21 protein-coding genes and 1 riboswitch are annotated in these 17,866 nt (G+C 62.1%); of the genes, 14 read left to right on the forward strand and 7 right to left on the reverse strand.

The features are described 5' to 3' along the window. Positions 1–135 precede the first annotated feature (135 nt). From ACMUVN_RS03265 to ACMUVN_RS03275, 3 genes are all read left to right on the forward strand, one after another. The gene (locus ACMUVN_RS03265) at positions 136–399 is read left to right on the forward strand and encodes a hypothetical protein (protein ID WP_047610594.1); all 264 of its coding nucleotides are present in this window, start codon (positions 136–138) and stop codon (positions 397–399) included. A 324-nt stretch (positions 400–723) separates the two neighbouring features. Beyond that, positions 724–1,104, forward strand: coding sequence for a VOC family protein (locus tag ACMUVN_RS03270; protein ID WP_047611701.1), 381 nt, complete (start codon positions 724–726; stop codon positions 1,102–1,104). Positions 1,105–1,147: 43 nt separating this feature from the next. Further along, positions 1,148–1,630, forward strand: a complete 483-nt coding sequence (locus ACMUVN_RS03275; RefSeq protein ID WP_063475166.1) for a cupin domain-containing protein — start codon at positions 1,148–1,150, stop codon at positions 1,628–1,630. Positions 1,631–1,736: 106 nt separating this feature from the next. Here the strand turns inward: ACMUVN_RS03275 and ACMUVN_RS03280 are convergent, their stop codons facing one another. From ACMUVN_RS03280 to ACMUVN_RS03290, 3 genes are all read right to left on the reverse strand, one after another. Further along, complete coding sequence (locus ACMUVN_RS03280) at positions 1,737–2,081, reverse strand: response regulator (protein WP_132572366.1); 345 nt, start codon at positions 2,079–2,081, stop codon at positions 1,737–1,739. A gap of 1 nt (position 2,082) precedes the next feature. Beyond that, the gene (locus tag ACMUVN_RS03285; RefSeq protein ID WP_132572363.1) at positions 2,083–3,555 is read right to left on the reverse strand and encodes an HWE histidine kinase domain-containing protein; all 1,473 of its coding nucleotides are present in this window, start codon (positions 3,553–3,555) and stop codon (positions 2,083–2,085) included. Positions 3,556–3,663: 108 nt separating this feature from the next. After that, positions 3,664–4,659 carry an AraC family transcriptional regulator gene (locus ACMUVN_RS03290; protein WP_127430363.1) on the reverse strand — a complete coding sequence of 332 codons (996 nt, stop codon included), beginning with the start codon at positions 4,657–4,659 and terminating at the stop codon, positions 3,664–3,666. Positions 4,660–4,747: 88 nt separating this feature from the next. Between ACMUVN_RS03290 and ACMUVN_RS03295 the strand changes: the two genes are divergently transcribed. Both ACMUVN_RS03295 and blh read left to right on the forward strand, forming a co-directional pair. Beyond that, positions 4,748–5,116, forward strand: a complete 369-nt coding sequence (locus ACMUVN_RS03295; RefSeq protein ID WP_132572360.1) for a DsrE family protein — start codon at positions 4,748–4,750, stop codon at positions 5,114–5,116. Between the two features lie 182 nt (positions 5,117–5,298). After that, positions 5,299–6,579, forward strand: coding sequence for a bifunctional sulfur transferase/dioxygenase Blh (blh, locus tag ACMUVN_RS03300; protein ID WP_132572357.1), 1,281 nt, complete (start codon positions 5,299–5,301; stop codon positions 6,577–6,579). Between the two features lie 32 nt (positions 6,580–6,611). On the opposite strand, the gene ACMUVN_RS03305 is transcribed toward blh, so the two are convergent. Beyond that, positions 6,612–6,995, reverse strand: coding sequence for a type II toxin-antitoxin system VapC family toxin (locus ACMUVN_RS03305; RefSeq protein WP_132572355.1), 384 nt, complete (start codon positions 6,993–6,995; stop codon positions 6,612–6,614). After that, positions 6,992–7,249: a type II toxin-antitoxin system Phd/YefM family antitoxin gene (locus ACMUVN_RS03310; RefSeq protein ID WP_132572352.1), complete on the reverse strand. Its 258-nt coding sequence runs from the start codon at positions 7,247–7,249 to the stop codon at positions 6,992–6,994. The genes ACMUVN_RS03305 and ACMUVN_RS03310 overlap by 4 nt, the downstream gene beginning before the upstream one ends. A gap of 258 nt (positions 7,250–7,507) precedes the next feature. Further along, positions 7,508–7,758: riboswitch (cobalamin riboswitch) on the forward strand. A gap of 181 nt (positions 7,759–7,939) precedes the next feature. On the opposite strand from ACMUVN_RS03310, the gene ACMUVN_RS03315 reads away from it, so the two are divergent. Genes ACMUVN_RS03315 through ACMUVN_RS03325 form a run of 3 tightly spaced genes read left to right on the forward strand, consistent with a single transcriptional unit; the run spans position 7,940 to position 10,754 of the window. After that, a complete protein-coding gene (locus ACMUVN_RS03315) occupies positions 7,940–8,956 on the forward strand; it encodes an ABC transporter substrate-binding protein (protein WP_132572349.1) in 1,017 nt (338 codons plus the stop codon). Further along, complete coding sequence (locus ACMUVN_RS03320) at positions 8,953–9,993, forward strand: FecCD family ABC transporter permease (RefSeq protein ID WP_047610579.1); 1,041 nt, start codon at positions 8,953–8,955, stop codon at positions 9,991–9,993. Before ACMUVN_RS03315 ends, ACMUVN_RS03320 begins: the two co-directional genes overlap by 4 nt. Next, complete coding sequence (locus tag ACMUVN_RS03325; RefSeq protein WP_097594242.1) at positions 9,990–10,754, forward strand: ABC transporter ATP-binding protein; 765 nt, start codon at positions 9,990–9,992, stop codon at positions 10,752–10,754. The genes ACMUVN_RS03320 and ACMUVN_RS03325 overlap by 4 nt, the downstream gene beginning before the upstream one ends. A gap of 105 nt (positions 10,755–10,859) precedes the next feature. Here ACMUVN_RS03325 and ACMUVN_RS03330 read toward each other — a convergent pair whose 3' ends face one another. Both ACMUVN_RS03330 and ACMUVN_RS03335 read right to left on the reverse strand, forming a co-directional pair. Further along, positions 10,860–11,357, reverse strand: coding sequence for an HIT family protein (locus tag ACMUVN_RS03330; protein WP_097594243.1), 498 nt, complete (start codon positions 11,355–11,357; stop codon positions 10,860–10,862). Between the two features lie 30 nt (positions 11,358–11,387). Further along, a complete protein-coding gene (locus ACMUVN_RS03335; RefSeq protein WP_132572346.1) occupies positions 11,388–11,819 on the reverse strand; it encodes a cupin domain-containing protein in 432 nt (143 codons plus the stop codon). Between the two features lie 294 nt (positions 11,820–12,113). Between ACMUVN_RS03335 and ACMUVN_RS03340 the strand changes: the two genes are divergently transcribed. The 6 genes from ACMUVN_RS03340 to ACMUVN_RS03365 all read left to right on the forward strand — a co-directional run bounded on the left by ACMUVN_RS03340 (position 12,114) and on the right by ACMUVN_RS03365 (position 17,864). Next, the gene (locus ACMUVN_RS03340) at positions 12,114–13,037 is read left to right on the forward strand and encodes an MYG1 family protein (RefSeq protein ID WP_132572343.1); all 924 of its coding nucleotides are present in this window, start codon (positions 12,114–12,116) and stop codon (positions 13,035–13,037) included. A 198-nt stretch (positions 13,038–13,235) separates the two neighbouring features. Further along, the gene (locus tag ACMUVN_RS03345; RefSeq protein ID WP_097542266.1) at positions 13,236–13,625 is read left to right on the forward strand and encodes a c-type cytochrome; all 390 of its coding nucleotides are present in this window, start codon (positions 13,236–13,238) and stop codon (positions 13,623–13,625) included. 148 nt (positions 13,626–13,773) lie between these two features. Then, positions 13,774–14,592, forward strand: coding sequence for a cytochrome c oxidase subunit II (locus ACMUVN_RS03350; protein WP_132572340.1), 819 nt, complete (start codon positions 13,774–13,776; stop codon positions 14,590–14,592). Between the two features lie 63 nt (positions 14,593–14,655). Beyond that, positions 14,656–16,425 (forward strand): cytochrome c oxidase subunit I, encoded by a 1,770-nt coding sequence (ctaD, locus tag ACMUVN_RS03355; protein ID WP_097542267.1) that lies wholly within the window; start codon positions 14,656–14,658, stop codon positions 16,423–16,425. Then, entirely contained in the window at positions 16,422–17,135 is a 714-nt protein-coding gene (locus ACMUVN_RS03360; RefSeq protein WP_414814874.1) for a cytochrome c oxidase subunit 3, read from the forward strand. Before ctaD ends, ACMUVN_RS03360 begins: the two co-directional genes overlap by 4 nt. A gap of 9 nt (positions 17,136–17,144) precedes the next feature. Then, positions 17,145–17,864: a heme-copper oxidase subunit III family protein gene (locus ACMUVN_RS03365; protein WP_132572334.1), complete on the forward strand. Its 720-nt coding sequence runs from the start codon at positions 17,145–17,147 to the stop codon at positions 17,862–17,864. Positions 17,865–17,866: the final 2 nt, after the last annotated feature.

Raw genomic sequence — 17,866 nt, forward strand, 5'->3', positions numbered from 1 at the left:
TCGGCAGACAGATTTAACACCGATTTAGCGGCGGCTTGTCGAAGTTTTCCCGCCCGTTCACGCTCAGCCGAACGGCGCGAAAACACCGGCGTGGCAGGCTCCCACTTGCAAATCTGAAAAATGGGAGACGGAAAAATGGCTCACATGGAAACGCATGCCGGCATCAGCGCGCCGAAAGGACAGTTGTTCGGGGCCAAGCCGAACGCCGTAGCAATCATCGTCGCCGCCCTGAGGACGTGGCGGCTGAGCGTCGTAAGACGGAAGGCAATGGCGGACCTGACGCCGGATCAACTGAGGGACATCGGCTATCCCCGGGATAAACTCGGCCATCCCCAGATCAATCGCCCTGTGATCGAGATCAAGGCAGGGCTGATGACGAAGTTGATGTCGATGCGCTAGTCGGAAAATTCCGCTGCGCGGATGCGTCGGCTGCAGGTCGATGGCATAAGGATCCAAAACGCAAGCGCGGATTCGATTTGCAGAAGGCGATCATTGATTCTTCCCAGGATGTAATGCAGGCCGATTTTCAACATGCACAGCCCCGTCAATGATTGGCGGGGCTTTTGCTGTCCGGCGGGCAGGTGGCAGACGAGGTATGGGCGAGCCCGCGCCGTTGGGGCAAGGGCCGCTGATCTGGCATCCATCCTTCGCCAGCAGTCGTCTGTTTTTCCGCCGCGGCGATTTCGCCTATGATGGGATGATGGAACGATAGGGATGCACGGCATGATTGATCATATCACCATCGCAGTGAGTGACCTCGAGAAGAGCAAGCTGTTTTATGAACGTGCTCTCGCCCCCCTCGGCTATCGCCGTACCTTCGGGAAGGAGGGCGTGTTCTGGGCCTTCGATGTCGGCGGCAGTCTGTTCGAGATCCAGCACACCGACGACAAGCCGCCTCTGACGCGTGTGCACGTTGCCTTCCGGGTCCAAAGCAGGGCGGAGGTCGAGGCGTTTTATCGAGCCGCGCTTGAAGCCGGTGCGAGGGACAACGGCGCGCCCGGTCCGCGGCCGGAATATGAAGAGAACTATTATGCCTGCTTCGTTCTCGATCCCGACGGATACAATATCGAAGCGATGCTCAATCAGCCGGCGTCGCAAGGGTGAGGGGCAGGCTCCGCCCAAAGATTGCAATCGAGGGGAGGTGGGTATGTCAAGTTTCAGGAACGCCGTCGTCTCTTTACCCGGCAAGGAGCGCCTGGCGAGGACGCCCTTTGGCGCGAGGATCATCATTCATGCGACGGCCGCCGAGACCGGCGGCGCGTTCGGCATGTGGGAAACCTTCACACCGCCGGGTCATGGTCCGGCTCCCCACACGCATACGCGGGAGACGGAAGTCTTTCGGGTCATCCGGGGGCTCTATCGATTCCAATGCGGCGACGAAGCGTTCGACGCGCCTGTGGGAACCGTCGTCGTTCTGCCGCCACATGTCCCGCACAGCTGGCGAAACATAGGCGACGAACCCGGCCAGATGTTCGGCACGGTGACGCCAGGCGGCTGCGAGCAAATGTTCATCGATATCGAGGCTTGCAGTGCCGATACGCCTGAGAAAATCGCGGTGATCGAAGCGCGACTGGGGATCATCAACGACATTACGCTGGCGCTCGGATTGACAGGCCCGCAACCGCGCTGATCGATCATCTGGGTGTCGATCGAATCCAGTTCGGCCCTCGCCATCGCCCGCCACAACATGTCTCATTGGGGCGGCTCTTGGACTTGGGCGTCGGCCCTCTTGGGTCTCAGCTGACGGTTTCGATGACGGCGGCGAGATCGGCTGATGTGAATGGCTTGGTCAGCACCGGCCGGCCGGCAAAGGCGGGATCGATACCCGCTGGCCCATATCCGGTTGCGAAGGCGAAGGGGATACCGCGCTGCTGAAGGACCGCCGCCACCGGAAATGACTTATGGCCGGCGAGGTTTACATCGAGAATGACGAAATCAAGATTGCTATCGGCGGCAACCTCCAGCGCCGAGGGCAAACGCGCGGCGGTCGCCACGACCTCGTGACCGAGGTCCATCAGCATGTCCTCGATCATCATGGCGATGGTCATTTCATCTTCAACGACAAGTACACGCTTGGCCATGTCATTCGTTCCGGAGACGGTCTGCCGGAGCGTCGAGACGGAAGGAAAAACCCGTTTCGGCAAACGAAATCTCCACATTGCCTCCCGTCTCCGCGGCAAGGCCGCGCTGGATGAGGACCGTGCCGAAACCCTTCCGCTTCGGCTGCTCGACCGGCGGTCCGCCATGTTCGTCCCAGTCTATGCGGTAGCGTTGCGTTCCTTCGTCGATGATTTGAAGGGAGCATCTGACGCGGACGGCGCCGCCATCATTCGACCATGCGCCGTGGCGCACAGCATTTGTGCCGAGTTCGTGAAAGGCCATGGTCAGCGCCAGCGCCGTCTTTGCCGAAACCCGGATATCGTCTCCGGCGAGCTCCCATCGCCCGCCATCCGGCCGATGCGGAATGGTCGCCTGGTCGAGCGTCTGTTTCAACGAAGCGCTGCTCCACAGTTCCCCCGTCAACAGATCATTGGCACGGCCGAGCGACACCAGCCGCGCCGTGAAACTGTCCAGTGCACGAGGAATGTCTTCGGAATCCCGGAAGGTGCGAAACGCAAAAGCCTGCACCATCGCCAGATTGTTCTTGACGCGATGATTGAGCTCATGAACGACAAGTTCCAGCTGTTGCTGCTTGCGTCGCCGCTCGGTGATATCGGTCGCGGCCCCAAACCATTCGACGATAGAGCCTGCGTCGTTCAAGAGTGGAACGGCCCGCGACAGCACCCACCCGGTACTGCCGTCGGCCCGCCGGACGCGATGCTCGCATTCGAAAACACCCTTGCTTGATATCGCCTCGTCGATCACCGCCTGGATCGCCGGAATGTCCTCGGGAAACAAATAGGCCTCCTGCCAGGCGACAGTCGGATTGGCGGTGTCGGCAAGAACGTTGCGACCGTCGAGCTGCTGCATCTCCTTCCAGTCGGCGCTCATGCGATAGACGATATCGGTCGTGGCCGTGGTGAACGCCCTGAACCGCTCTTCGCTCTCGCGCAGCCGGCGCTGGGCAAGGACGCTTTTCGTCGTTTCGACGACGATCGCGATGACGCCCGCGGGTTTGCCGCTTTCGTCGAGGACGGGTGAATAGTCGAGGTTCATCCAGGCAGGAGCCGGGCTGCCGTGGCGCAACAGCGTCAGTTCCTGGTTTTCGTAGGCAAGTGTCTTCCCGGACAGCCCGACTTTCATGACATTGTCGTTGAAGTCGGCAATTTCGCTCCAGCCCTCGCGGACCTTCGAACCGAGAAGATCCGGATGGCGGCTGCCGGCGAAGACGGAATAGGCGTCGTTATAGATCATCACGCCGTCCTCGCCCCAGAGAAGAACGATGGGCACGGGTGAAAGCAGGAGCATATTGGTGGCCGTCTTCAGACTTTGCGGCCAGAGGTCGAGAGGACCGAGCGGCGTCTTGCTCCAGTCGCGGGTCTGGATCAGTCGGCCAGTTTCCCCGCCACCGACAGGAAAGCGAGTTGTGAGTGGCTGAGGGGATTCGGAATCCAAGGCGCGCTCCCGATTTTGATGGTGCTTCTAATTAGCGCATCCTTTGATTTTTTCCACCCATGAGTGTTGCGGCTTCCTCATGCCAACCTTGTCCGAGCCGATCCCACTCTAGGCCCGCGCCATCGCCCGCCACGTCGCCGGCGGGGTGGCGAAGGCGCGAGAGAAGGCGCGATTGAAGGCGGCTTCGGTGGCGTAGCCGGCGTCGTAGGCGATTGTTGCGATAGGCTGACCTGAGGTGGCGAGGGCGACACTTGCGAGGTAGAGCCGCCAGTCCCTGATATAGCGGATGGGCGAGGTCGAGAGCATCGCCTGGAAGCGGTCGGCGAGGGCGCTGCGCGACAGGCCGGAGGCTGAGGCGAGGTCCTCCAGCGACCAGTCGTGTCTGGGATCGTCGTGAATGAGGGAGAGACAGCGCGACAGCGCGGGGTCGGCAAGGGCTGCCAGCCAGCCGACCGAGCGCGGTTCGGCCATCATGATCTGATGGCGCAGGATCTCGATGAACACGATTTCAGTCAGCCGCGGCAGCATGGAAACTCCGCCGGCGCGCGGCCTGTCGACCTCCTCGATCATCTGGCGGATTGTGGCGCGCAACCAGTCGCCGTCATTGACGGCCCGTGTCCTGACATGGATCATTTTCGGCAGCGCCTGGCGCAGCGGCGCAAAGCTCAAGCCGTCCCATTGCAGATAGCCGCAGAGCAGCCGCACCCTTTGCGCCGCCTCGCCATAGCGCAGCACGGGAATCTCACGCCAGGGCTTCTGCGGCAGGTCGCGCGTCGGCAGCACCAGCATGCCGTCCCTTCCCGCGCCGAGCTGATGTCCGGTGCCGAAGGGGAAGACCAGCACGTCTCCGGCCTCCAGATCGGTCTCTTCCCCTTCCGTCTTCAGCCAGCAGCTGCCGGCCACGACGATGTGAAAAGGCATCGTGCCCGAAGCCTTGGCCGAGAGGTTTGCTAAGGCCGGCGCGGCATCCGTCTGCCAGTCGCCCGTCGGCATGAAGCAGAACTGCAGCGATCCCGACAGGCGGATCGTCGAAAGCAGCGCCGACAACACGTCGTCGCGCACGACACCCGCAACGCCTGGATTTTCGGACAAGGCTTCACGCATCCCGGCCAAATACGCGCCCCGCGCACCCTCCTATGGTGTTCTCGCTCACTCGTGGTGAGCGTTCATTTCAATTCACTGGGAGAATACTATGCAAACTCAAAGCGACAAACTGGTCGTGCTCATCACCAAGGGCATCGAATCCGAACTGTCCTCCGTCGCCTTCACCATTGCCAATGGCGGCATCACCGCCGGGCTGAAGGTCTCGGTGTTCCTCACCAGCACCGGGATCGATCTGGTGCGCAAGGGTGGCCAGCGCATGACACAGGTGCCGCCGCTTGATCCGCTGTCGATGCTGATCGAGAATTTCCAGCAGCGCGGCGGCACGATCTGGGCCTGCCCGCCCTGCGTGACCTCGCGCGGTTACACGCAGGAGGACATGCTCGACGGTGTCGTCATCGTCGGCGCCAGCGCCATGCATGCCGAGATCAAGGAGGGCGCTGCGACGCTGTCGTTTTGACCGAAGGAGCCGGGCCGGGCGGAAGTATGAGGAGCCTCTCCCGCCGGTTTCGTCAGGCTTTGCGGGCCGGCGGCAAGCTCGGGGATGCGACAAGTGGTCTATTCTTGCGCTCGGCAATATACTTGTGAGATTGTGTCGATATACATGCGATAATGCCTGATGAGGGCAGCGCGGGGGCTTCGATGACATCCGTGAGGGTCAATGAGCTGATATCGGTGACGGGGCAGCCCGGCGCCGCGGACTTTGGTGCTTTCGCGGCAGACGGCTTTGCCGCCGTCATCAATGATCGGCCGGATGGCGAAGAGCCGGGGCAACCCGGTAATGCAGCGGAGAAGGCTTCAGCCGCCGCCGCCGGGCTCGCCTACAGCTTCGTGCCGGTGAAGGGGGCCGAGATTACCGAGGCCGATATCCGCGCCTTTCAGGCGGCGATAGCTGAGGCGAAGGGGCCGGTCGTCGCCCATTGCAAGAGCGGCACACGGGCGCTGACGCTTTATGCGCTGGGCGAGGCGCTGGACGGGCGGATGAAGTCCGGGGATGTCGAGGCCTTTGGTCAAGGCCTCGGCTTCGATCTTGCCGGCGCGCGGCGCTGGCTGGAGAAGCGGGCAGGGCAGGTACCTCATGTGAAGGCCTTCTTCGAGCCCCGCACCTGCAGTGTGCAATATGTCGTTTCCGACCCGGCGACGAAACGCTGCGCCATCATTGACCCGGTGCTCGATTTCGACGAGATGTCGGGGGCGACGGGCACGGCCAATGCCGACGCCATCCTCGCCCATATCGAGAGCGAAGGGCTGACGGTCGAGTGGATCCTCGACACGCATCCGCATGCCGATCATTTCTCCGCTGCGTATTACCTCAAGGGAAAGACCGGTGCGCCGACGGCGATCGGCGCCCATGTCACCGACGTGCAGGCGCTCTGGAAGGAGATCTACAATTGGCCGGCGCTCGCGACCGACGGCTCGCAATGGGACCGGCTGTTTGCCGATGGCGAGACGTTCGAGATCGGCACGCTCAAGGCCCGCGTGATGTTTTCGCCCGGGCACACCCTCGCCTCGATCACCTATGTGATCGGCGACGCCGCCTTCGTGCACGATACGGTGTTCACGCCGGATTCCGGCACCGCCCGCACGGATTTCCCGGGCGGCAGCGCCAGCGCCCTCTGGCACACGATCCAGGCGATCCTGTCGCTGCCCGAGGAGACCCGGCTGTTTTCCGGTCACGACTATCAGCCGGGTGGCCGCCACCCGCGCTGGGAAAGCACGGTTGCCGCCCAGAAGCGCGCCAATCCGCATATATCGGGCATCGACGAGGCCGGCTTTGTGGCGCTGCGCCAGGCGCGCGACCGCACGCTGCCGAAGCCGAAGCTGATGCTGCACGCGCTGCAGGTCAACATCCGCGGCGGGCGGCTGCCCGAGCCGGAGGAGAACGGCCGGCGATATCTTAAGATCCCGCTGGATGCGTTGTGAGGGGCGGCCGGCGCCGGCAACAGCCGCATCGTTCAAAGCGCGTTTTCTATATCGGTCCTGGTAAAATCATGCCCCACGAATAGCAGCCGGCAGCCATGTTCCTTCGCTACTTCATAGGCAAAGCAGTCGCCGAAGTTCAGGCTTGCGGGGTGGGCGCCTTTGCCCCAGGTGCGGTAGGCTTCGGCGATGCGTCGGGCTGAGGCGGGGGTAACGGCGACAATTTCGAAGCCGAGACCGTCGATCAGCTGTTCCATCTCATCACCGACGTTGCGGCGGGCCGAGACGATCAAGGCTTCGGCGACCGTGCCGGCGGAGATCAGGAGATTTTCTTCGGCTTCGAGGACGCCAATCAGGGCATCGGCTTGCGGTTCGCCAAGCACGATCGCCATCAAGGCGGAGGTGTCGACGACGATCATTCGGGCAGGCCGTCATCGCCATAGAGGAAATCCTGGCTGCGTGCGGCCGGCGGCCCGTCGGCGGCCTTGGCATTGGCGGAGGCCCGCACCGCTTCCATGAGCATCCGGCGGGATTTCCGATCGGGCGCAGCCCTCACTGGAACCAGTTTCACGGCGGCATGACCGTGCCGGGTGAGGATGACCTCGTCCCCGGCTTCGGCACGTCGGACCAACTCGGTCAACTGCCCCTTGGCATCCGTGACAGACACTCGCATCGTTCGCGCTCCCAACCAGTACAACTCGGCTTCATCTGGAAAATTAGACCATTCACTGGACCGTATCAACGGATAATTTTCGGAGGTCACGGACAGCGCGGAGACTTGCCTATCGCGAGGAAGCGCTTTTCGCCGTGATATCCAAGACCGACCGCCACCGGTAGTTCGCGCACCGAACGGCGGCGTGGAGCGTGCGATATATTTATCCGCTGGTGGCGCGGCGCCTTCGCAATAACCATTGACGTCGTGCAGGCAGGCGACGTAACTGGGGGCGACGGTTCCCTGAAGATGACTCCAAGGGGATTAATAGGGAACACGGTGAGGACGACCCAGTAGGGACCGAGACCGTGGCTGCCCCCGCAACTGTAAGCGGATTGTCGATCTCGGGGTTGATCGCGGAGCGATCATGCCCTTGGCCTAAAGGCCACGCCACTGCGGATATCGCGGGAAGGCGGATGAAAGACGGATATCCGCAAGCCAGGAGACCTGCCGTCAATCGCGATCCAATCAACCGGGCGGGGATGCCCGGACAAGGAACAGACATGATTGTCCTTCTGAACCTTCGCCTGATATCGGCATGCATCCGTCTCGATTGGGCCTCCCGCGGCTAGTCTACGCGTCAGCGTGACTTCAGCGTTGCGTATATGCGCGCGGCGCGGCCGTGCCTGTTTTCCCATCATCGAGGTTTTCATGCGTCAATTTCTCGCCATCATGACATTTACCTTCGGGCTGGCCGGCCTTGCGGCACCAAGCTTGGCCGCGACCCAATATCCCCTGACCGTCAGCAATTGCGGCCAGCAGGTGACGTTCCAGAAGGCGCCCGCCAGGATCGTTTCGATCGGCCAGGGCATGACTGAAATTCTGTTCTCGCTCGGCCTTGCCGACAAGATCGCCGGAACCGCCGTCTGGGTTGGCCCTGTCCTGCCGCAATATGCCGAGGCCAACAGCAAGATAAAACGCCTCGCCGACAACGATCCGAGCTTCGAATCCGTCGTCGGGCAGGAGCCCGACCTCGTGGCGGCCGAGTTCGAATGGCATGTCGGCGCGCAGGGCTCCGTCGGCAAGCGGGAGCAGTTCAAGGATCTCGGGATCAATAGTTATCTCGCGCCGGCCGATTGCGTCGCCAAGGTCAACACCGATGGCGGCGACGGTGTGCGTGGGGAGCTGTTCACGATGGACCTGATCTACCGGGAAATCGCTGAACTCTCGGAGATCTTCGACGTCAAGGAGCGCGGCGATGCGCTGATTTCCAAGCTGAGGAAGCGCGAGGCGGATGCCGTGGCGTCGATATCGGGCGCGACGGGCAAGAGCCTGCCGGTCGTCTTCTGGTTTTCCAGCAAGGAGGTCAACGGCGACGCCTTCATTGCCGGCAAGAACAGCGCACCTGCCTATATCCTCAAGACGATCGGCGCGAAGAACGTCGTGACAACCGAAGAGGAATGGCCGCTGGTCGGCTGGGAAACCATCGCCCAGGCGAACCCCGCGGTGATCGTGCTGGCGACCATGGATCGCCGCCGTTATGCGGCCGACGATCCCAAGGTCAAGCTTGACTTTCTCGAGAACGACCCTGTGGCCAGGGAACTCGATGCCGTCAGGAACAGGCACTTCGTGATGATGGATGCGCAGTCGATGAACCCGACGATCCGCACGATCGACGGCATCGAGACAGTGGCGAAGGGCATCAAGTCCTTCGGCCTGGCACAGTGAAGACAGTATCGCTCAGGCGGCAGGGATGGTGGGCGCTCGCGGCGCTCACCATTGCCGCGCTTCTCCTTCTTGGACTGATGATCAGTCTCGCCGTTTCCATCGGCGAGATTGCCATCCCGCTTGCGACGACGGCTGAGGCGGTTTCGAACCGCCTGTTCGGAACCGATTTCGAGCTCAGCCGCATCCACCAGGGCATCGTCTGGGATTATCGGCTGAGCCGCGCCCTCGTCGCGGCCAGCGCCGGCGCGTCGCTCTCGCTCTGCGGCGCCATCCTGCAGGCGCTGCTGCGCAATCCGTTGGCCGAACCCTATGTGCTCGGCATCTCCGCCGGCGCCTCGACGGGAGCCGTCTGCGTGATGATTCTCGGCTTCGGCTACGGTATTCTCGGCCTGTCGAGCGGGGCCTTCATCGGCGCAGTCATGGCCTTTTTGCTGGTCGGCTTCCTGGCGACGGGTGCGGGGGGAACCGGCGAACGCATCATACTGTGTGGCGTCGCCGGTTCGCAGCTCTTCAACGCGCTCACCTCCTACATCGTGACGACATCGGCGAATGCCGAGCAGGCGCGCGGCATCCTGTTCTGGCTTCTGGGGTCGCTCAGCGGCGTACGCTGGCCAGATGTCTACCTTTCGGTGCCGATCGCGCTTGCCGGCTTCATCGTCTGCATGGCCCATGTGCGGGCGCTCGATGCCTTCGCCTTCGGCACGGATGCCGCCGCCTCGCTTGGCATTGCCGTGCGCCGCGTCCAGATCGTGCTGTTCGCCCTGACGGCGGCGATGACGGCAAGCGTCGTCAGCATGGTGGGCTCGATCGGTTTCGTCGGCCTCGTCATACCCCATGCCGCCCGCTTCCTTGTCGGGCCGGCCCATGGGCGGCTGCTGCCGGCAACGGCGCTCGGCGGCGCCATCTACATGGTCGGCGCCGATATCCTTTCGCGCATCATCATACCGCAGCAGATCCTGCCGATCGGTGTCGTCACCGCGCTCTTCGGCGCGCCGGCCTTCGCCGTCATCCTCTATCGCGTACGAGGGAATGCATGAGCATCAACGTCGACGAGGTGAGCTTTGCCGCCGGCGACACCGTCATTGTCAACGGCGTCAGCCTGACGGTGAAAAGGGGCAAGGTGCTCGGGTTGCTCGGGCCGAACGGTTCCGGAAAGTCGAGCCTTCTCAGATTGATCTGCCGGCTGCGCAAGGTTCGCAGCGGTGTCATCAGGCTCGGCGAGGACGACATTTCCTCGCTGTCGCGCGCAGCCCTTGCGCGTCGCGTCGCCTTCGTCGAGCAGCAGTCGACGACCGATACGCAGTTGACAGTGCGCGATGTGGTGCGGCTTGGCCGCACCCCGCATCGCGGGCTGTTGTCGTCCTGGGGCGCCGAAGACGACGCTGCCGTCGACCAGGCGCTGTCGCGGACGGGCATGCGGGAGAGGGCAGGCCAGCTCTGGCAGACACTGTCGGGCGGCGAGCGCCAGCGCGTCCATATTGCGAGATCGCTGGCGCAGGCGCCGAGCGAACTGCTGCTCGACGAGCCGACCAACCATCTCGATATCCAGCACCAACTCGACATTCTCTCGCTGATCTCGAAGCTCGGTATCACCTGTATCGTCGCGCTGCACGATCTCAACCTGGCGGCAATGTTCTGCGACAGCCTGGCGGTACTTCAAAAGGGCAAGGTCATCGCCTCGGGCGCGCCGGAGGATGTGCTGACGGAGGAGATGATCGGCCGGGTCTTCGGCGTTCGCGCCCATGTCCAGAAATCGGCCGTGCATGGCCGGCATCATATCCAATACGTCATGGATTAAGGAACGGCGGGGAATTTCGATCTTAAGGAGGGGTATGACCTCACTGGCCTTCTTCCGGGCCTGGCGCCGTGCGCTCGTCGCAAGACAGCCGGGACCGGCGCTGTCTTAGGCTTCAGGCGCCGAAAACCGCATTGCCTCCCGCAACAGCTTGATGACCTCTGAGACCGATGGCCCGCTGATGGGCGGCGGCTCTGTGCGTTCGCAGAATTCGCGCCAGACAAACAGCGTCAGTTCCGCGCCATCCGTTGCGGTTTCCCCCGGACCCTCTGCAAAACTCTGGAGCAGGCGATATCGAGCGTCCTTCCAGAACAACTCCTCCACCCAGTCATATATCGGGATCACATGGAAATGGATCGGATAACCGGGCGTGTGCCCGTATCGGCCGATATAGACGCGCTGGGCATTCAATTTCCGTTTCAGGGCGCTCTGAACCCTTGCGAGCAAGGGGCCGAATTCGGCCAGGGCGTCTTCAGACAAATCCGACAGATCGTTGGTATCGGTCTTGGAACTGAGCATGAGGTAGCCGGGAAGGGCGGAGTTCATGCGGTGGTTCACAAGCCATCCTGATGTTTCGGCAACATGAAAGTGCGGAGGAATCTCCAAACGCTGCCTCTTTCCACCCAAAGTGATCGTTCAATCCTGATGCGGCCGGTTTCGGTGACGTTCGATTTCCTCATGGAGAAAGTCCACGGGCCTGGTCAGGTCGGGAATGTCGTCGCCCTCATGCAGCGGCACGCCGACCTGGCGGAAGAAGGTCTCCAGACCGCCATTGCCACCGGGGGCCAGCATGCCGAGAATTTTGCCGGGGACATCAGTATGGTTCCAGTAGGCATGGCGTACATACGGTGGCACGCTTAGAAAGGCGCCTTTCCCTGAGGTCGTTGCTTCCTCCTCGTCGCCGATCCAGAAGGTGAATTCACCGTCCAGTATGAAGAAGACCTCCGCTTCTGGATGCTGATGCGGCTCGACGCGCGCGCCCGGCGGCAAAATCGTTTCGATGAAGGCAAATTGGCCATTGGTTTCGGCCGAGGTTGCTTTGAAGGTCATCAGTCCGACCTTGAACAATATCTGCTCACCTTCGCCGTCTGCGCGAATGACGGGTTTCCATCCCACGGGTGTCTTCCTTCATGGTGCTGCCGCCGGATTGTTGACGGAAAGCGATGGTTTGCGCCTGATGTTTGCGACGGCGCAAGATAGACAACTTCGCGATGGCTGCAAATAGCGCATTCTAGACATTGCCAAGGCTCAATCTCCGGGAGGCTGACCCTCAGATGTCGGGCCAAAGGCTTGTCGTCATATCCGCCAACCGCTATCTGGTGCTGACCCCAGGCGAACCCGCCGAGAACGACAAGGCCTTTTATGACCCCCGATTTCCTCGTCACCCATTCCGGTGGCTTCCATGCCGACGAATTGCTGTCGAGCGTCATCCTGACCCGGCTTTTCCCGCAGGCGCGTATCGTCCGCAGCCGGGCGCCGGAATGGATCACGCCGGGCGAAGACCGCATCATCTACGATGTCGGCGGCGCCTATGACCCTGCCGCCGGGATATTCGACCACCACCAGCGCGGCGCGCCGTTGCGCGACGATGGCCAGCCCTACAGTTCCTTCGGCTTGATCTGGAAGCATTACGGCCTTGATTATCTCGCAGCCTCCGGTCTTCCCGAAGTACATGTCGAGACGCTGCATGGTTCTTTCGACGCCAGTTTCGTGCTGCCGGTCGACCTGACGGACAATGGCGCGCTCAGCCCCTCCGGGCCGCTGGCCGGGTTGACGCTGCCGGCTCTGCTGGAAACGCTGAAACCGGTCTTCGACGATGCCGACCCCGCTGCCGACGACCGTGCCTTCCACGCGGCCCTTGCCATCGCCCGCAGTTTCGTCGAGGCCAGGATTGCGCAGAGTGCTGCGAAATTGCGGGCCGAGGCGGTCGTGCATCAGGCAATCGAGGCTACCGGGCAGGGGCGTGTTTTGGAATTGCCGAGGGGAATGCCCTTCCGGCCTGCTATCGTGAAAGCAGGCGCCGATCACCTGCTGTTCGTCGTCCATCCGCGCGAAAAGGACTGGTGCATAACCGGCATCCGCCGCGCCGAGGATGGTTTCGAGCTCAGGGCCGATCTGCCGGCGGCCTGGGCCGGGCTCACCAATGGCGCGTTGGAGGCGGCGTGCGGCATAGAGGGCGCGAGCTTCTGCCACAACGGCCGATTCATCGCCGCCGCCAGGACCCGAGAGGCGGCGCTTGCCATGGCCGAACTGGCGGTAGAGGAGGCGCTTTCGATCGGGCAATAGGTCAAATAGCGGTAGCTCAGGCAGCTTATCCGCGCCGGGTTCACCTCGTATCAGATTACGTTCAGATGGCTCCAATTGTAGGGCCGATTGACTTGCTGCCGCGAAGGACTAAGCTTTAAGCCATACAACCACTACCCATACGCGAGAGATTGCTGAGGGTGCAAGTGGCTGGCAACCTTGAGGAGGATGAGGTTTGCCATGGACTATCGTGTTATTCTGCTGATTGCCACATCCGTGATTGCCCTTTCCCCCGGTCGCGCCGGGGCGCAGGAGGGCGATGCGACCGCGGGTGCCGCCGTTTTCAAGAAATGCGCAACCTGTCATGTCGCCGATTCTGATACGAACAAGGTCGGTCCGTCGCTGAACAAGTTGTTCGGCCGACAGGCCGGCACGCATCCTGATTTCGCCTATTCGGCCGGAATGAAAGCGGCCGGCGAAGGCGGTCTCGTCTGGGACGAGACAGTGCTGCGCGACTATCTGCATAATCCGAAAGCGAAGGTGAAGGGCACGAAGATGGCCTTCGTCGGCGTGAAGGACGACCAGGAGATCACCGATCTCATCGCCTATCTCAAGCAATATTCCAAATGATGGGCCATACTCCAAAATGACGGGTGGAAGTGGCGCGGCAGGTGCCTAAATTGCCGTAATTGCCGATATTTTCTATCTGTGCGATAATAAAGACGGACTTTTTGCGGAATGCGGTTTCACGGGTCAACCTGCTCGAGGAGGAGCGGAAATGGCTGTCGTGCTGATCCTCGTCCTGATTGTCGTCGGCTCCGTGCTGTTCCATGTGCTGAGCCCGTGGTGGTGGACGCCGATCGCGTCCAACTGGACCTATATCGACAGCACTCTCGTCGTCACCTTCTGGATCACCGGCATCGTCTTCGTGGCAGTGGTCTTGTTCATGGCCTATTGCGTCTTTCGCTTCCGGCATAAGCCGGGCAACAAGGCGCATTACGAGCCTGAAAACCGCAGGCTGGAGGTGATGCTCGCCTCGGGAACGGCGGTCGGCGTCGCCGCCATGCTGGCGCCCGGCCTCATCGTCTGGAACCAGTTCATCACGGTGCCCGCCGATGCCGCATCGGTGGAGGTCGTCAGCCAGCAGTGGCTGTGGAGCTTCCGCCTGCCGGGGGCGGACGGAAAGCTCGGCCGCGCCGAAACGCGCGACGTTACGCCCGAAAACCCGCTCGGCCTCGACAAGAACGATGCAAGCGGCCTCGATGACATCATCATCGAAGGCGGCGAACTGCATCTGCCGATCGGCAAGCCGGTGCACATGTTGCTGCGCTCGGTCGATGTGCTCCATGATTTCTACGTGCCTGAGTTTCGCGCCAAGATGGACATGATCCCCGGCATGGTCACCTACTTCTGGCTCACGCCGACGCGGACGGGGACCTTCGAGATCCTCTGCGCCGAACTCTGCGGCGTCGGTCATCCGCAAATGCGCGGCACCGTCGTCGTCGACAACGACGCGGACTATCAGACCTGGCTCGGGCAGCAGCAGACATTCACCCAGTTGACGGCGTCATCGGGAGAGCTGCCGCCGGCAAACTGAACCGTGCAGTGGTCGCAGACCGCAGGCCGGTTCGGTGAACCGGCGGGGGAAGGAAGAGAGATCATGGTCGAGATTCCATCCGGCAGCATCCCATCCGCCGAAGTCGAGGATGTGGAGCTTTATCATCCACACAGCTGGTGGACGAAATATGTGTTCAGCCAGGATGCCAAGATCATCGCCGTGCAATATTCGATTACCGCCATCGCGATCGGCCTGGTGGCGCTGGTACTCTCCTGGCTGATGCGGATTCAGCTCGCTTTCCCCGGCTATTTCACCTTCATCGATGCCGATCACTATTACCAGTTCATCACCATGCACGGGATGATCATGGTGATCTATCTCCTGACTGCGCTCTTCCTCGGCGGCTTCGGCAATTACCTCATTCCGCTGATGGTCGGCGCCCGCGACATGGTTTTCCCTTACGCCAACATGCTGAGCTACTGGATCTACCTGCTCGCGGTGCTGATCCTCGCCGCCGGCTTCTTCGCCCCCGGCGGCCCGACGGGGGCCGGCTGGACGCTTTATCCGCCGCAATCCGTTCTGTCAGGCACACCAGGCGGCAAGGACTGGGGCATCCTGCTGATGCTGACCTCGCTGATCGTCTTCATCATCGGCTTCACGATGGGCGGGCTGAACTATGTGGTAACCGTGCTGCAGGGTCGGGCGCGCGGGATGACGCTGATGCGGATGCCGCTCACCGTCTGGGGCATTTTCACCGCAACCGTGATGGCGCTGCTCGCTTTTCCCGCACTCTTCGTCGCCTGCGTCATGATGCTCTTCGACCGCGTGCTCGGCACCAGCTTCTTCATGCCCGCCATCGTCGAGATGGGCACGCAGCTCCAGCATGGCGGCGGCAGCCCGATCCTGTTCCAGCACCTCTTCTGGTTCTTCGGCCATCCCGAGGTCTATATCGTGGCGCTGCCGGCCTTCGGCATCGTCTCGGACCTGATCAGCACGCATGCGCGCAAGAATATCTTCGGCTACCGCATGATGGTCTGGGCGATCGTCATCATCGGGGCGTTGAGCTTCGTCGTCTGGGCGCACCACATGTATGTCAGCGGCATGCACCCGGCCTTCGGCTTCTTCTTCGCCACGACGACGCTGATCATCGCCATCCCGACGGCGATCAAGGTCTACAACTGGGTGCTGACGCTGTGGCGCGGCGATATCCACCTGACGCTGCCGATGCTCTTTGCGCTCGCCTTCATCGTCACCTTCGTCAATGGCGGCCTGACCGGCCTGTTCCTCGGCAATGTCGTCGTCGACGTGCCGCTGTCGGATACGATGTTCGTCGTGGCCCACTTCCACATGGTCATGGGAGTGGCGCCGATCCTCGTCATCTTCGGGGCGATCTACCACTGGTATCCGAAGGTGACGGGGCGCATGCTGAACGACCTGCTCGGCCATATCCACTTCTGGATCACCTTCCTCGGCACCTATGCGATCTTCTTTCCGATGCACTATCTCGGCCTGCTCGGCGTGCCGCGCCGCTATTTCGAGATGGGGGAGACGGCCTTCGTTCCGCCTTCGGCCCACACGCTGAACATCTTCATCACAGTCATGGCGCTGGTCGTGGGCGCCGGGCAGATGGTCTTCCTGTTCAATCTCGCCTGGAGCCTCTTCCGGGGCAGGGAGGCCGGCGGCAATCCCTGGCGGGCAACGACGCTGGAATGGCAGACGCCTGAGACGCCGCCGGCGCACGGCAACTGGGGCAAAGACCTGCCTGTGGTCTATCGCTGGGCCTATGATTACAGCGTGCCGGGGGCGGCCGAGGATTTCATTCCGCAGAATGTGCCGGCAACGGCTGGCGTCACCCGGGAGACGCCGGCATGAGCGTCGTTCTGATCTTTCTGGCCGCCATCGCCGCCATCATGATCTGGTGGCTCTCCGGGCAGCGGCTGACCTCGAAGCCCTGGCTGGAGACCGGCTCCGTGCAGATGCCGGTTCATGACGGCACCGACCGGCCGCCGGTGCCGGCGGTGAAGATCGGTCTCTTCGTCTTTCTCGGCGTCGTCGGCGCGCTCTTCAGCCTTGCCGTCAGCGCCTATTTCATGCGCGCGGCCTCGGCCGACTGGTGGGGGATGCCGGTTCCGCGCCTGCTCTGGGTGAACACCGCGGCGCTGACCTTGAGCAGTGCGGCGCTGCAATGGGCTAAGCGCGAAGTGCGGCATGGCCGCATGGAAAGCCTGCGGCCTGCGCTCGTTACGGCACTTCTGCTTGCGGTCTTCTTCCTCGCCGGGCAGATCCAGGTATGGCGGGAGTTGGTCGCGGCAGGCTACGTGCTTGATGATAACCCCGCCAACAGCTTCTTCTACATGCTGACCGGGCTGCATGGCCTGCATATTCTCGGCGGGCTGGCGGTGCTGGCGCACACGACGGTCAAGGCCTTCGCAGCCGATATCGCGGCGGAGAGGCTGAGCCTCAGCGTCGATCTCTCAGCTATCTATTCGCATTTCATGCTTGCGGTCTGGCTGCTGCTCTTCGCGCTTTTTGCCGGCTGGGCCAGCGATTTCGTCGATCTCTGCCGCACGTTGATTAGCTAGGGGGTGCAGATGGCACAGACTATCGAGACACATGGTGGGGCTGACCTCAGGCCATCAGGCCTTCGCGGTGTCGCCGCCGATTTCAGCTCGGATCAGCGCGCCTTCAAGACCGCCTCCTGGGGCAAGGCGATGATGTGGATCTTTCTCTTGAGCGACACCTTCGTCTTCGGTTGTTTCCTGATCGCCTATATGACCGCCCGCATATCGACGCCCGTACCATGGCCCAATCCGAGCGAGGTCTTCGCGCTGCATATCGGCGGCCAGGATGTGCCGTTGATCCTGATCGCGATCATGACCTTCGTGCTGATCTCGAGCAGCGGCACCATGGCGATGGCGGTCAATTTCGGCTATCGCCGCGACCGCCGCACGACGGCGGTGCTGATGCTGCTGACAGCACTTCTCGGCGCATGCTTCGTCGGCATGCAGGCCTTCGAATGGACGAAGCTGATCACCGAGGGCGTGCGCCCCTGGGAAAACCCGTGGGGGGCGGCGCAGTTCGGCTCGACCTTCTTCATGATAACAGGCTTTCACGGCACCCATGTCACGATCGGCGTCATCTTCCTCCTCATCGTCGCCCGCAAGGTCTGGCGCGGCGATTTCGACGCGGAACGGCGTGGCTTCTTCACCAGCCGGAAAGGCCGCTACGAGGCCGTTGAGATCATGGGCCTCTACTGGCACTTCGTCGACCTGGTCTGGGTCTTCATCTTTGCATTCTTTTATCTGTGGTGAGG

This window comes from Rhizobium sp. IY2, from assembly GCF_047532935.1.
Classification (GTDB): domain Bacteria; phylum Pseudomonadota; class Alphaproteobacteria; order Rhizobiales; family Rhizobiaceae; genus Rhizobium; species Rhizobium anhuiense.